The sequence below is a fragment of the Pseudoclavibacter sp. CFCC 13611 genome (assembly GCF_008831225.1).
In the GTDB taxonomy this organism is placed as follows: Bacteria; Actinomycetota; Actinomycetes; order Actinomycetales; family Microbacteriaceae; genus Pseudoclavibacter_A.
The window spans coordinates 761,276-774,211 of record NZ_WBKE01000001.1 but is presented as its reverse complement, the minus strand read 5'-3'; the positions used below and the strand labels follow the sequence as shown (position 1 = coordinate 774,211).

General features: G+C 66.2%; 12 protein-coding genes. 10 read left to right on the top strand and 2 right to left on the bottom strand.

Annotation, left to right across the window (positions count from 1 at the left end):
• Positions 1-67: 67 nt before the first annotated feature.
• From F8O08_RS03390 to trxA, 9 genes are all read left to right on the top strand, one after another.
• Entirely contained in the window at positions 68-1,486 is a 1,419-nt protein-coding gene (locus F8O08_RS03390) for a hemolysin family protein (RefSeq protein ID WP_158042540.1), read from the top strand.
• On the top strand, positions 1,483-2,505 hold the full coding sequence (locus tag F8O08_RS03385; RefSeq protein WP_158042539.1) for a CNNM domain-containing protein: 1,023 nt from the start codon (positions 1,483-1,485) through the stop codon (positions 2,503-2,505). Before F8O08_RS03390 ends, F8O08_RS03385 begins: the two co-directional genes overlap by 4 nt.
• A 799-nt stretch (positions 2,506-3,304) precedes the next feature.
• A complete protein-coding gene (locus F8O08_RS03380; protein ID WP_225733551.1) occupies positions 3,305-4,348 on the top strand; it encodes a patatin family protein in 1,044 nt (347 codons plus the stop codon).
• Positions 4,349-4,357: 9 nt separating this feature from the next.
• The gene (locus F8O08_RS03375) at positions 4,358-4,813 is read left to right on the top strand and encodes a thiol-disulfide oxidoreductase DCC family protein (RefSeq protein ID WP_158042538.1); all 456 of its coding nucleotides are present in this window, start codon (positions 4,358-4,360) and stop codon (positions 4,811-4,813) included.
• A gap of 5 nt (positions 4,814-4,818) precedes the next feature.
• Entirely contained in the window at positions 4,819-5,913 is a 1,095-nt protein-coding gene (locus F8O08_RS03370) for a putative zinc-binding metallopeptidase (protein ID WP_158042537.1), read from the top strand.
• 154 nt (positions 5,914-6,067) lie between these two features.
• Positions 6,068-7,795, top strand: coding sequence for an FAD-dependent oxidoreductase (locus F8O08_RS03365; RefSeq protein ID WP_158042536.1), 1,728 nt, complete (start codon positions 6,068-6,070; stop codon positions 7,793-7,795).
• On the top strand, positions 7,792-8,136 hold the full coding sequence (locus F8O08_RS03360) for a metal-sensitive transcriptional regulator (protein WP_158042535.1): 345 nt from the start codon (positions 7,792-7,794) through the stop codon (positions 8,134-8,136). The genes F8O08_RS03365 and F8O08_RS03360 overlap by 4 nt, the downstream gene beginning before the upstream one ends.
• A 37-nt stretch (positions 8,137-8,173) precedes the next feature.
• On the top strand, positions 8,174-8,335 hold the full coding sequence (locus tag F8O08_RS10790; protein ID WP_192497703.1) for a hypothetical protein: 162 nt from the start codon (positions 8,174-8,176) through the stop codon (positions 8,333-8,335).
• A gap of 128 nt (positions 8,336-8,463) precedes the next feature.
• Positions 8,464-8,901: a thioredoxin gene (gene trxA, locus F8O08_RS03355; protein WP_158042534.1), complete on the top strand. Its 438-nt coding sequence runs from the start codon at positions 8,464-8,466 to the stop codon at positions 8,899-8,901.
• A gap of 84 nt (positions 8,902-8,985) precedes the next feature.
• On the opposite strand, the gene F8O08_RS03350 is transcribed toward trxA, so the two are convergent.
• Entirely contained in the window at positions 8,986-10,314 is a 1,329-nt protein-coding gene (locus F8O08_RS03350; protein WP_158042533.1) for a DNA recombination protein RmuC, read from the bottom strand.
• A 141-nt stretch (positions 10,315-10,455) separates the two neighbouring features.
• The gene (locus F8O08_RS03345) at positions 10,456-11,241 is read right to left on the bottom strand and encodes a DsbA family protein (protein WP_158042532.1); all 786 of its coding nucleotides are present in this window, start codon (positions 11,239-11,241) and stop codon (positions 10,456-10,458) included.
• Between the two features lie 293 nt (positions 11,242-11,534).
• Between F8O08_RS03345 and F8O08_RS03340 the strand changes: the two genes are divergently transcribed.
• On the top strand, positions 11,535-12,794 hold the full coding sequence (locus F8O08_RS03340) for a class I SAM-dependent methyltransferase (protein ID WP_158042531.1): 1,260 nt from the start codon (positions 11,535-11,537) through the stop codon (positions 12,792-12,794).
• Positions 12,795-12,936: the final 142 nt, after the last annotated feature.

Sequence of the window (12,936 nt, the reverse complement as noted above, 5' to 3'; positions counted from 1 at the left end):
ACAGGCCGCTCGCCGATCAGCCCACCACACCGCTGGCCGGTGTGATCGTCAATGAGGCGAGCGCCTCATGACTGGGCTGCTGCTCTCTCTGCTGCTCGGCGTGGTGCTGATTCTGGTCATCATCGTCGTCAACGGCTACTTCGTGGCGCAGGAGTTCGCCTATATGTCGGTCGACCGAGCCGGCCTGGCTGCCCGAGCCAAGACGGGCGACAGGCGCGCCCAGCGAGCTCTCGCCGTCACCAAGCGCACCTCGTTCATGCTCTCCGGCGCGCAGTTGGGCATCACCGTCACCGGCCTGCTCGTCGGATACATCGCCGAGCCACTGATCGGCGACTCCCTCGCCCAGATCTTCGGAGGCCTCGGGGTACCCGCCGCCGTCACGATTCCGGTGAGCACCATCGGCGTGCTCGTGATCGCCACGATCGTGCAGATGATCTTCGGCGAGCTGTACCCGAAGAACCTCGCGATCTCGGCGCCCGAGCCGCTCGCACTGCGGCTGGCCCGCTCGACGCAGATCTACCTGGCCGTCTTCGGCTGGCTGATCACCGTCTTCGACGTCGCGGCCAACCTCTTCGTGCGTCTCATCGGCGTCAAACCGGTGCACGACGTCGATTCCAGTGCCTCGCCTCAAGAGCTGCGGCGGGCTGTCGCCGACTCCCGCGAGAGCGGGCATCTGCCGGCAGATCTGGCCGTGCTCATCGATCGTGTGCTCGATTTTCCCAGCGACGACGTCGAACACGCGATGATCCCGGCGTCGCGCGTCGCGACGGTGACGCATGAGACGACCGTCGCCGAGCTGCGGCGCGAGATGGCCCACGGGCACAGTCGTTTTCCGGTGCTCGACGATCGCGCCGACCCCTGCGGCGTGGTGCAGCTGATCGATCTGCTGCGACACACCGGTGCCGAGACAGACCCCGTCTCGGTGATCATGCGCACCCCAGTGCTCGTGCCCACCCTCATGCCGCTGCCCGCCGCGCTCGATGAGATGCGCGAGGCCGGTGCACAGCTGGCCTGCGCCATCGACGAATACGGAGGCTTCGCCGGCATCATCACCACCGAAGACGTCGCCGAAGAACTCGTCGGCGAGATCACCGACGAGCACGACGGAGGCCGCGAGAGCGCGCTCCACCGCATCCACGTCGATCAGCCCTCGCAGAGCTGGGAGGTCGGCGGCGACACCCATATCGACGAGGCGTCCCGCATCATCGGCAGACAGCTGCCCGAAGACGACGTCGAGACCGTCGCCGGCCTTGCGATCAGCGCGAGCGGCGCGTTTCTCGAACCTGGCGACACTGTGACCGTCGTGCTGCCCGAAGATCCGGCAGACCTCGCCGAGGGCGAACCGGTGCAGCGAGAGCTCGAGATCACGGCGCTTGAGGTCGAGCGGCTCGTGCCGAGCCGGCTGCGGCTGCACCTCATCGAGCGAGATGCGGATGCGGTGGACACGCACCCTGCCACCCCAGACACCGAGGGAGGCCACCGATGACGCAGTCACCGCTCTTCGTCGTGATCGCGACCACCGTGCTCATCGTGCTCAGCGCATTCTTCGTTATCATCGAGTTCGCGCTGCTGGCCGCTCGCCGCCCCAGGCTGGAGGCAGACGCAGCGACGAGCCTGCGCGCACGAGCCGCGCTGCGCGGCATGAACGAGCTGACGATCATGCTCGCCGTGGCCCAGTTCGGCATCACGATCTGCACGTTCGCGCTGGGTGCGATCACCAAGCCCGCGGTCGACGCGTGGCTCAGTCCGATCCTTGCGGCCTGGGGCGCGCCAGAGTGGCTGGCAGACAGCGGAGCCTTCGTGCTCGCCCTGCTGTTCGTCACCTTCCTGCATCTGGTGATCGGCGAGATGGCTCCGAAGTCGTGGGCGATCGCCCACCCTGAGGCAGCTGCGAGCGCCGTCAGTCTGCCTGCCCGCGGTCTGGCCTGGCTGCTGCGCCCGCTGCTCGTCTGGATCAACCGCATCGCCAACCGTCTCGTCGCCGCCAGCGGCTACTCCCCCGCCGAGTCGCGCAGCACCGGGGGTCAGAACGTCGAGGCGATTCGTCATCTGGTCGAGCATTCGGCCGCCGTGGGCACGCTCGACGATGCGTTCCGTGCCCAGTTGGCGCAGGTGCTCGATCTCGAGCGGCTGACGGTCGCCGATCTGCTGCCTGCCGCACCATCGCATCCTGCCGCCGTCACGCAGGATGCGACCGCGGCAGACGTGCGCGACGTCGCCGCCGCCTCGGGTCACCTGCGGGTGCTGGTGGAACGCTCCGGCACTCCCGGTGTGGTGCACGTGCGCGACCTGCTGCTGCACGACGACGACGATCGCATCGACGACCTGGTGCGAGAGCCGTTGGAGTTCGCCGTCGACCTGCCTGCGCATGCGGCCCTCGCGCGGATGCGAAAGACCGGCCGCCAGTTCGCCGTCGCCACGAGAGATGGTGCGTTCGTCGGCGTGGTGACGATGTCTGATGTGCTGCGACGGGTGCTGCCGAACGGGGCCGGTCTGCGGCTGTGACGGGTTGCTGGCCTGCGCCGATTGGCCGGAACCGCCACCAATTGGTGAGAACCGACCAGTTTTTGTCCAATCGGCGCAGGTGCGAGCCAATCCGTGGCGGCAGCCCGGCCTACACCGTTTGGTTCAGCCACCACCGATCGCTCGGTACCACGACTGATCGCTCCAGATTGGCAGGTTTCCGCGCAATCGGCGCAGGTGCGGAGCGATCTGTGTCGGCCTCGCCGACGTGAGTCAGGATGTGCCATGCGCTTCGCGAAAGGCTTCACTCTCTGATAGGCAGATTTTGTGGCGAAAACAGCTCATTCCCACACATTTTGCGCAGCGACGCGAGTGGCAACATGCCGAGTGCGTACTTCGTGTGAAGTCGAGCACGAAAGTGCAGAAGAAGCTGGAAAAACCGTGTGAAGGGCACGACTTCTAAGCTCTCGACGAGAGCAAACAGGTTCTGCACACTCGACGTGCCGAAAGTCCAACGGTTCTGCACACTCGAGAACCTCGACGCAGACCAAAACCGCAGGTTCTGCACACTCGAGAACCTCGAGGCAGACCAAAACCGCAGGTTCTGCACATTTGACGGCAGCACAACAGCCCATACAACCGGTTCTGCCCAGTGAGATCGCTCCGCACCTGCGCCGATTGGCCGGCACCGCCACCGATCGCTCCAAATTGGCGGGTTTCCGCGCGATCGGTGCAGGTGTGGAGCAATCGGCGCAGGTGCGGAGCGATCCGTGTCGACAGAGAAGCTACCTCCCCGCCAGTTCTGTCGCACGCGCCGTACCGAACGCGAGACAATGGGATGGTGAGCACCGAGACAGACCGCACCATGGCATCCGCCGTTCAGGCCACGCCTAGGCCAACCACCGCACAGACCACACCAAGCCAAAACCTCACCAGCACCGTGCCAGAACCACGCGCCGCAACAGATTCGAGCCCCGCCATCTCAGCACCCGAGATCAACGTCACCGACACCGCCCTCATCTTCGAAGGAGGAGGCATGCGCGCCGCATGCACCGCCCCCGTGGTGGCCGGCCTCGTGCGCGAGAACATCAACTTCGGCTGGGTCGGCGGGGTCTCGGCAGGCTCATCGCACACCGTGAACTACCTGAGCCGCGACCCGCTGCGGGCACGCAAGTCGTTCGTCGACTTCGGCGCCGACCCGAACCTCGGCAGCATCGGCACCTGGCTGCGCGGCAAGGGCGCCTTCAACTCCGACTACATCTATCACCACACCTCGAACCCCGGCGAGGCGCTGCCGCTCGACTGGCAGATGTACCGACGCAACCCCGCGCAGTTCGCGATCGGCGCCTTCTGCGCTGACACCGGCGACACCGTCTACTGGGGCCGCGACGACATCGCGAGCTTCGATGGTCTGCTCGACCGTGTGCAGGCCTCGTCGACGATGCCGATCTTCATGCCTCCCGTGCACCTCGACGGGCGCACCTACGTCGACGGTGCCCTCGGCCCGACCGGCGGCATCGCGTTGGATGCTGCCCGAGCAGCCGGGTTCGACAAGTTCGTCGTGGTGCTGAGCCGTCCGCGCGACTATGTGAAACCGCGGTTTCGGGCGGGCGCTGCGGCCCGGCTGGCGTTCCGGCGCTTTCCCGCGGTGCCGGCTGCGCTGGCTGCCCGACCCGAGCACTACAACCGCACCCGGGCCGAGCTGTTCGAACTCGAACGAGCCGGCAGGGCCTACGTGTTCGCGCCGGCCGGGCTCACCGTCAGCAACCAGGAGCGCGACGTGGCGAAGCTCGCGCAGTCGTATGCCGAGGGTGCGGCGCAGTTTCGCAGCGAAGTCGACGCGATCAGAGAGTTCGTCGGTCTCGCACGTCCTGCACAGGCGTAGCCTGAGGCTATGAACGTCGCCCCTGCCGCACTCCCCGACCTCGCTTCGATTCCCGCGCTGGAGCCGCTCGCCCACGCCGACACGATTCTCGTGTTCGACGGCGAGTGCGAGTTCTGCCGGCGCTGCGTCGACATCTTGCAGAGCCTCGATCGACATGATCGCGTCTACTCCGTGCCCTCGCAGAACCTGCCGGTGCGCGAGGCGCTGCGTCTCTCGGCCGACGAAGCCGCCGAATCGGTCTGGCTGTACGTGAGGCTGCCCTCTGGCCGATGGATGCGATGCTCAGGCGCCGCGGCCGTCGACAGCGCATTGGACATCGCGTTGGGCGGGCGTGTGCTTCGCACGATCTATCATCTGCCCGGTGTCGCCCGTCTGCAGGAGCACCTCTATCGTCGAGTCGCCGACGGCCGCGGCCCGAGCTGCAGCCTGTCAGATCAGGCTGCCACAATCTCAAAGGAGTCTTAGCCCACATGCGCATCTTCCCCTGCCCGGCCTGCGGTTCAATCGTCTATTTCGAGCAGCGCGCCTGCACGGAGTGCGGAACGGAGGTGGGTTTCTCAAGGGCAGACCGCACCATGGTGCCGCTGACGGACGGGGCATGGATCGACGACAGCGCAGACCGCTGGCATCACTGCGAGAACGAGCGCATCGGCTGCAACTGGCTGGCCGCATCTGCCGACACTCTGTGCTTCTCATGTGCGCTCACGCGCAGCGTTCCCGACGACCTCGACGAACGAGTGATCCGGCTGCTCGCCGAGACCGCCGAGGCGAAGCGGCGGCTGGTCTTTCAGCTCGACGACCTGGATCTGCCCATCGTCAGCCACTGCGAGCAGCCTGACGGCGGGCTCGCATTCGACCTCGACGCTTCGACCGATGACAAAAAGGTGATGATCGGCCACATGAACGGCGTCATCACCATCGACATCACCGAGGCGCAGGATTCGCACCGTGAGGCGCTGCGCGCGCTGCTCGACGAGCCGTACCGAACCATGCTCGGGCACTTTCGACACGAGATCGGTCACTACTACTGGCAGGCACTGGTCGCTCAGCACGATGACTGGCTGCAGCGCTTTCGCGAGCTCTTCGGTGACGAGCGACAGGATTACGGCGCAGCACTCAACGCGCACTACGGCGATGACGACGACGAGCGGCGGCAGGATCGCGCCACACGCAGCGAGAATTACATCTCGCAGTACGCGATGACGCATCCTTGGGAGGACTTCGCCGAGACGTTCGCGCATTTTCTGCACATCGCCGACACGCTGCAGACCGCTGCAGCACACGGCCTGCAGCTGCGCTTTCCTGATTCCTGGCCAGACAGAGTGAGGGTCGAGCAGACGTCGATTCCCACGCTCGCCGGGGCACCGACAGCAGACGCAGCAGACCTCTTGTCGATCTGGAATCCGCTGGCGACCGCGCTCAACCGAGTGAACCGCTCGATGGGCAAGCACGACCTCTACCCGTTCACCATCACCGATCAGGTCGCTGACAAGCTGACCTACGTGCTCGAGTTGGTGCGCCACTTCGCCGGAGACAACTCGGTAATCACCTCGCCCACGCGCTGAGCGACAAAAGTACCCCCAGGGGTATGTTGTGCTACGCTCTCACATATACCCACCAGGGTATTCAGATCACCTGACCGCAGAATGACCTGGACGTCTCACGGCTGAGCCGTCGACACGGTCTCTGTCACAGATCGCACGTAACGAGGGGAACACCATGCGCATCATCATCGTGGGAGGCGTCGCAGGTGGCATGAGCGCCGCCGCACGCGCCCGACGACTCGACGAATCGGCCGAGATCATCGTGCTCGAACGCGGCGATCACGTCTCGTTCGCCAACTGCGGGCTGCCCTACTATGTCGGCGGCGAGATCGCAGACGAGTCGAAGCTGCTCGTCCAGACCCCAGAATCGCTGCGCGCTGCGCTGAACCTCGACGTGCGCGTGCGCAACGAGGTGACGGCCGTCGACATCGACGCTCGCGAGGTGACCGTGCGCACCGACGACGGTGACGAGACGCTGTCGTACGACGCGCTGATCCTCTCGCCAGGCGGGCGCGCGCGGCATCCGCAGATCGAAGGCATCGACTCGCCGCGACTGCACACGCTGCGTTCGGTGCATGACGCCCTCACGCTGCGCGAGCAGGTCACCTCGGGAGCCCGCCGCGCCGTCGTGCTCGGCGGCGGCTTCATCGGCATCGAAGCCGCCGAGAACCTCGCCAGCGCCGGCCTCGAGACCACGCTCGTGCAGGCGGCGTCGCACGTGCTCACGCCGCTCGAGCCCGAGCTTGCGGTGCTCGTGCGCGACGAACTCGAGTGCATCGGCGTCGACGTTCGCGAGCGCACCACGGCCGTGAGCATCCAGACGGGCGTCGATCACGACGTCGTCTCACTCAGCGACGGCACCGATGTGCCCGCCGATCTGATCGTGCTGTCGGCAGGGGTGCGACCCGACACCGAGGTGTTCGAGCGGGCGGGCATCGCCTGCGAGCGCGGCGCGATTCTGGTGGACGCCGCCGGCCGCACCAGCGCACCCTCGGTCTGGGCGGTGGGTGACGCGACCGCCAGCGTGGATGCGGTGACCGGTGTGCGCCGACCCGTCGCGCTGGCTGGGCCTGCGAACCGGGCCGGGCGGCTCGTGGCCGACAGCATCCTGCGCGATGGCGACCCGCATCCGCTGCCGAAGCCGGTCGGCACCGCGGTGCTGCGCATCGGCGGGCTCACGGCCGCGTTCACCGGGGCCAATGCCGACGCGCTGCGCCATGCCGAGATCGACTTCGAGACCGTGCATCTGCATCCACTGCAGCACGCGGGCTACTTTCCCGGCGCGCAGGCGATGCACATGACCGTGCACTTCAGGCGACCCGACGGGCTCGTGCTCGGTGCGCAGATCGTGGGCGCCGACGGGGTCGACCGCCGCATCGACGTGCTCGCCACCGCAATTCGCGCGCAGATGCGCATGGTCGACCTGATCGATCTCGATCTGGCCTACGCTCCCCCGTTCGGGCAGGTGAAAGACGCTGTCAACCTGGCAGGCATGGTCGGCGAGAACGTGTTGAACGGGCAGCAGCGGCTGTGGCATGCGGCTGATCTCGATGCGGTGATGCGCGAGTCGCTCGTCGTCGACACCCGTTCACCGCAGGAGTTCGCCGACGGACACCTTGCCGGCTCGATCAACGTTCCGCACACAGTGGTGCGCGAGCATCTGGCCGACATCGAGCTCGCTGCCAGAGGTCGGGCGGTGCGCACGCTCTGTGCCGCCGGCGTGCGCTCGCACATCGCGACGCGCGTGCTGCTGCAGCATGGTCTCGATGCGGCGATGCTCTCGGGTGGCATGCAGACGCTGCGCGCGGCCCTGCGCGCCGAGGGCCGCGAAGAGCTCATCACCACTCCGGGTGCGTTCACCCCGCCGACCCCGAAGCTCACATCGAAAGGAACCCAGTCATGATCAGTGACGACCCTCAGGCTGTTCGCCGCATCGTCAACCGGCTGCGCCGTGCACGTGGCCAGCTCGACGGTGTCATCAACGCCATCGAGAACAAGGCTCCCTGCCGTGACGTGGTGACGCAGCTCTCGGCTGTGACCAGCGCCCTGGACCGGGCGGGCTTCGCAATCATCTCGACTGCAATGCGCGAGTGTCTGTCCGAAGATGCAAAGCTGTCCGATGAGGAGTCGTCTGGTACCGAGGTTGCGAGTGACGCTTCCTCTGCCAAAGGGAGCCCCACCCGAACCGGCGATGCCAAGCTGACCACCGCGGAGCTCGAGAAGCTCTTCCTGATGCTCGCCTGAGCATCCACGACGACGACCACACACTAAGGAGACCACGATGTGCCAACAGACTCGATGCAAGACCTGCGGCAAGATCACCTGGCGCGGCTGCGGCCAGCATGTCGACCAAGTCATGCGCGGCGTGCCGAAAGACCAGCGCTGCCCGGGGCATGAGCAAGAGCAGCAGCACGCAGGCTGGTTCGCCAAGATCTTTCGGTGAGCAGACCCTCTGCGGGCGCATACGGCTGCCGAAGTCGCCATGTCTTGCCCGGCGATCGAATCGTGCCGCCTCGCACGCTGGCCCGCTTCGCCGTTGACCCACTCACACTGAACGGATATACATAGACGATGGCTACTCAAGAGATCACAGTCGAGAACATCAACGAGACAATCACCGGCAACGACATCGTGCTGCTCGACTTCTGGGCGTCATGGTGCGGCCCGTGCCGCGCATTCGCGCCCGTCTTCGAGAACGTCTCAGAGAAGAACCCCGAGATCGTGTTCGGCAAGGTCGACACCGACGCCCAGCAGGAGCTGGCGCAGGCCTTCCAGATCAGCTCGATTCCGACGCTCGTGATCTTCCGCGAGCAGATTCCGATCTTCGCTCAGCCCGGTGCGATGAACATCGCTCAGCTCACCGAGATCATCGAGAAGGTCGGCCAGCTCGACATGAACGAGGTTCGCGCCGAGATCGCACAGCAGCAGGCATCGCAGCTGGCGACGGAAGAAGGTTCTCAGGGCGCACCGAGCGCACAGGCCGCACAGGCCTCAGGCGACGAAGCGTAGACCACGGGAGACGGCGCTTAGACCGCAGATATATCGAACCGCCCAAGGCCGCGCTCTCTCACGAACGGGCGCGGCCTTCGAGTATCAGTCCTGGTTCGCGTCTGCCTCGAACAGGTCGGTCATCAGCTGAGCCGATTCGGGTGCGCCGGCATCGAGCGATTCGACGTCACGCAGCCTGCGCTCGACCGCACGCGTGCGCCGACCGGCCTCGTCGACAGTGCGCTGGGCCGTCTGCAGCTGCTTGCTGAGCTTCTCCCACACCTGCCCGTACTTGCCGAACTCGGTCTTCGCAGCACTCAGGATCTTCCACACCTCAGACGTGCGCTGTTCGATGGCCAGAGTCTTGAAGCCCAGCTGCAGACTGTTGAGCAGCGACATCAGCGTCGTCGGCCCGGTCACCATGACGTGGAACTGCGTCTGCAGGTCGCTGGCCAGCCCCGGGCGGCGAATCACTTCGGCGAAGAGACCCTCAGTTGGCAGGTACATGATTGCGAAGTCGGTGCTGCGCGGCGGATCGATGTACTTGCTCGCAATGGTCTTTGCCTGCAGGCGAACTGCCTTCTCGAGGCTGCGGCCGGCAGCCTCGATGCCGCTGGTGTCGGCGGCCTCCTGCGCCTGCAGCAGACGCTCGTAGTCTTCTTGTGGAAACTTCGAGTCGATCGGCAGGTAGACCACCGACGTCTCGTCACGCCCTGGCAGCCGCACGGCGTATTCGACGTTCTCGGTGCTGCCGGGGCGAATGATCACGTTGCTCTCGTACTGATCGGGCGCCAGCAGGTCTTCGAGCTGACGCCCGAGCTGTACCTCTCCCCAGCTGCCGCGATTCTTCACGTTGGTCAGCACGCGCTTCAGGCCGCCGACATCGGAGGCGAGCGTCTGCATCTCGCCGAGGCCTTTCTGCACCTGTTCGAGCCGATCGCTGACCAGTCGGAACGACTCGCCCAGGCGCCGTTCGAGCGTGCCCTGCAGCTTCTCGTCGACGGTGGCGCGCATCTGTTCGAGCTTGCGTTCGTTGTCGGCCCGCAGACGCGCGAGCTCTGTCGCCAGCGTCTCATTCAGCGTCTGCATGCGCTCGGCGAACGAAGCCAGCCGCGTATCGACCGCCGCCCCCATCTCGTGTCGTGCGCGGGCAGCATCCTCACGCTGCAGAGCAGCTGCCTGCGACTGAGCATGCTCAAAGGCCTGCAGGCGCTGCTCGACCACCTGCGAGTTCTGCACGAGCTGCTGCCCGAGCGCGTGCTGCTGGGCGTAGAGATCAGGTTTGAGCTCGCCCACGGCCGCACGCACCTCGCGGCCGAGCGCACGCGAGTCGACCGCCGAAGCATCCCCACGACCCCCGCGCAACAGCAGGACGATGACGATCAGGCACAGCACGGCGATCAGCCCCAGCAGAGCCAGCATCAGCACGTTCATTCTTGTCGCTTCCTCACTCTTGACGGCCATGGCGCAGGCGAGGCTGCGTCGTCATGAGCTTAGAGCGACCCTCAGACATCACTCGTCGCTGCAGGGGAACCGGCAGCGGCGTCACGCCTGACGCCCCGCTGCAGCGAAGCCTCAGTGCCCGGCGGCCTGCAGCTGCTGGTCGATGATCTTGCTGAACGCCGCGACTGGCTGGGCGCCTGAGACGCTCTTGTCTCCGATCAGGAATCCCGGCACGCCGTCGATGCCCTGCTGCTGCGCGTCGGTGGTGCTCTGCTGCACGGCCTGGCGCAGGTCGGCGCGATTGAGGTCTGCCGTGAATCGATCCATGTCTGGCACCTTGGCCGTCTGAGCGAAGGCGATCAGGTGGTCGCGGGGCATGTCTGGGTGCCCGCTCTCCGGAGCCGCTGCGTAGAGGGCTTCGAGGTACTCGACGTAGCGGCCCTGCTCGCCGGCGGCCCGTGCGGCGACCGCGGCGTCGACCGACTGATCTCCGAAGAAGGCCACATCGTGAAACTCATAGCGCACCTTGCCCGTGTCGACATAGTTCTGCAGAATCGTCGGCAGCGTCTGGTTCGCGTAGGCCGCGCAGAAGGGGCAGCGCAGGTCGATCCACTCGACGATGGTCACAGGTGCGTCGATGTCTCCGACCGCCATGGGATCGTTCTGCTGGTGACGGGCTGCGCGATCGGCCTGCGTCGTCTGGGTCGCGGTCGGCTCAGACTGCCCGTTCGACTGTTTGAAGGCGAGGGCGACGACGGCCACCAGCGCGATCGCGAGCACGATGGCCAGAATCGCATTGGCGATGTGCGCTCGGCGCAGGCGGCGGTTCAAGTCGTCGATCAGCAGCGCGGCGGGCTTTCGCCCACCTTTCGAGTTGGGGCGGGAGGCTGGCTGAGTGGTGTGCGACGAAGTGGGCATAATGCCTCTCAGGTTACCAGCCAGCTGTGAGCACCCTGATCTGTCCAGCCAGCCGACGGGGCCTCCGTGACATCTCTCCTGATTCCACGACCTCATACCCACTCCATATTCCCCGGCTCATCACCCGGCCCCTGGCCCCCTCATCGGGACATGGCAAATGCACGCCCACAGCATCCAGACATGGCAAATACACGCCCACAGCATCCAGACATGGAACTTGGCATGTCTCGAAGGGCTGAGACGACATTTGCCATGCCTCGATACCGCTCAACCCCGGCGACTACCCTTGAGACATGTCTTCCACTCCCTCAGCCCTGCCCGCCGAATGGTTCGACCAGCTGCGCCGCTGGCCCGATGTCGAAGCCGACAATCTGCAGGCCTCGGACGCGACCGACCGGCTGCTGCTCGCCGAAGCCGCTGAGCAGATCGCCGCGAGCGCACCGGGCGAGGTGGTCGTGCTCGGTGACACGCACGGCGCTCTGACGCTGGGTGCGCGGATGCTCGGTGCAGTCGACGTGCGCGTGTGGACTGACGCGCTGGTCGCCGAGCAGGCCATCCAGGCCAACGCGATGCGGCTGGGTCTCACGGATGGATGGCGCACGGTCGCACTCGATCCCGAGGAGTTCGCCGGTGCTCGCATCGTGCTGGCACAGCTGCCGCGCAGCCTCGATCAGCTGCGACTGCTGGTCGACCTCGTCGCAGCACACCCGGCCGAAGGCGTACAGGTCTACTGCGGCGGGCGGGTCAAGCACATGTCGCTGAGCATGAACGACGTGCTCAAGTCGCGTTTCGGGCAGGTGCACGCCTCGCTCGCCCACCAGAAGTCGCGTCTGCTGCTCGCCAGCGAGCCCCTCGCCGAAGACAGCACGGCAGACACTGCCCGCAGTGCTCACAGTGCCAGCACGGCGAGCGCCGCCCCACTGCCCTTCTCGGAAGCCGAGGTCGATCCGGGCCACGGCATCGCATCGATCACTGTATGCGCAGTGCCCGGGGCCTTCGCCGGAGCTTCGCTCGACATCGGCACACGCGCGCTGCTGCCCTATCTGTCACAGGCAGCGCAGGATGCGGTGGTCCGGTTCTTCAAGCAGCAGCGGGCCGAGAGCGGCTCGAGCGACCAGAGACCGGTGGCCGTCGACCTCGGGTGCGGAACCGGCATCATCGCGACCGTTCTCGCCCAAGCCGATGCCCGACTCCGCGTGATCGCGACCGACCAGCTGAGCAGCGCCGTCGCATCCGCACGGCTCACCGCCGCTGCGAACGGTCTCGCAGATCGCATCGAGGTGCGCCGCGACGTGCTGCTGAACGAGATGGAAGACGACAGCGTCGATCTCGTCGCCTGCAACCCGCCGTTCCACGTCGGAGCGGCCGTACATACCGGCGTGGCGCTCGAAATGTTCGAAGAGGCCGCACGAGTGCTACGACCGGGCGGCCGACTGCTGACCGTGTTCAACTCGCACCTGCACTATGCATCCGACCTGCAGCGCATCGTCGGGCCCACGCGACAGCTCGACCGCAACCGCAAGTTCACCGTCACCGAGTCACGCGCCCGCTGACAGGGGCCAGCCGCTGCCCGATCGCGTAAACCGCGCGCACGCCTCGGTCGGGCAGCGGCTGCGTGACGGATGGGTCTCGCCACAGTCCGAAGACTCCCCACCGACGCCACACGCACGAAGAAGGCCCGCCGACACGTTCGTC

Excerpts from the sequence above, each read along its gene's own strand:
- F8O08_RS03390 (WP_158042540.1), top strand. The coding sequence starts at position 68 with ATGACTGGGCTGCTGCTCTCTCTGCTGCTCGGCGTGGTGCTGATTCTG.
- F8O08_RS03385 (WP_158042539.1), top strand. The coding sequence starts at position 1,483 with ATGACGCAGTCACCGCTCTTCGTCGTGATCGCGACCACCGTGCTCATC.
- F8O08_RS03375 (WP_158042538.1), top strand. The coding sequence starts at position 4,358 with ATGAACGTCGCCCCTGCCGCACTCCCCGACCTCGCTTCGATTCCCGCG.
- F8O08_RS03370 (WP_158042537.1), top strand. The coding sequence starts at position 4,819 with ATGCGCATCTTCCCCTGCCCGGCCTGCGGTTCAATCGTCTATTTCGAG.
- F8O08_RS03365 (WP_158042536.1), top strand. The coding sequence starts at position 6,068 with ATGCGCATCATCATCGTGGGAGGCGTCGCAGGTGGCATGAGCGCCGCC.
- F8O08_RS03360 (WP_158042535.1), top strand. The coding sequence starts at position 7,792 with ATGATCAGTGACGACCCTCAGGCTGTTCGCCGCATCGTCAACCGGCTG.
- F8O08_RS10790 (WP_192497703.1), top strand. The coding sequence starts at position 8,174 with ATGTGCCAACAGACTCGATGCAAGACCTGCGGCAAGATCACCTGGCGC.
- trxA (WP_158042534.1), top strand. The coding sequence starts at position 8,464 with ATGGCTACTCAAGAGATCACAGTCGAGAACATCAACGAGACAATCACC.
- F8O08_RS03350 (WP_158042533.1), bottom strand. The coding sequence starts at position 10,314 with ATGAACGTGCTGATGCTGGCTCTGCTGGGGCTGATCGCCGTGCTGTGC.
- F8O08_RS03345 (WP_158042532.1), bottom strand. The coding sequence starts at position 11,241 with ATGCCCACTTCGTCGCACACCACTCAGCCAGCCTCCCGCCCCAACTCG.
- F8O08_RS03340 (WP_158042531.1), top strand. The coding sequence starts at position 11,535 with ATGTCTTCCACTCCCTCAGCCCTGCCCGCCGAATGGTTCGACCAGCTG.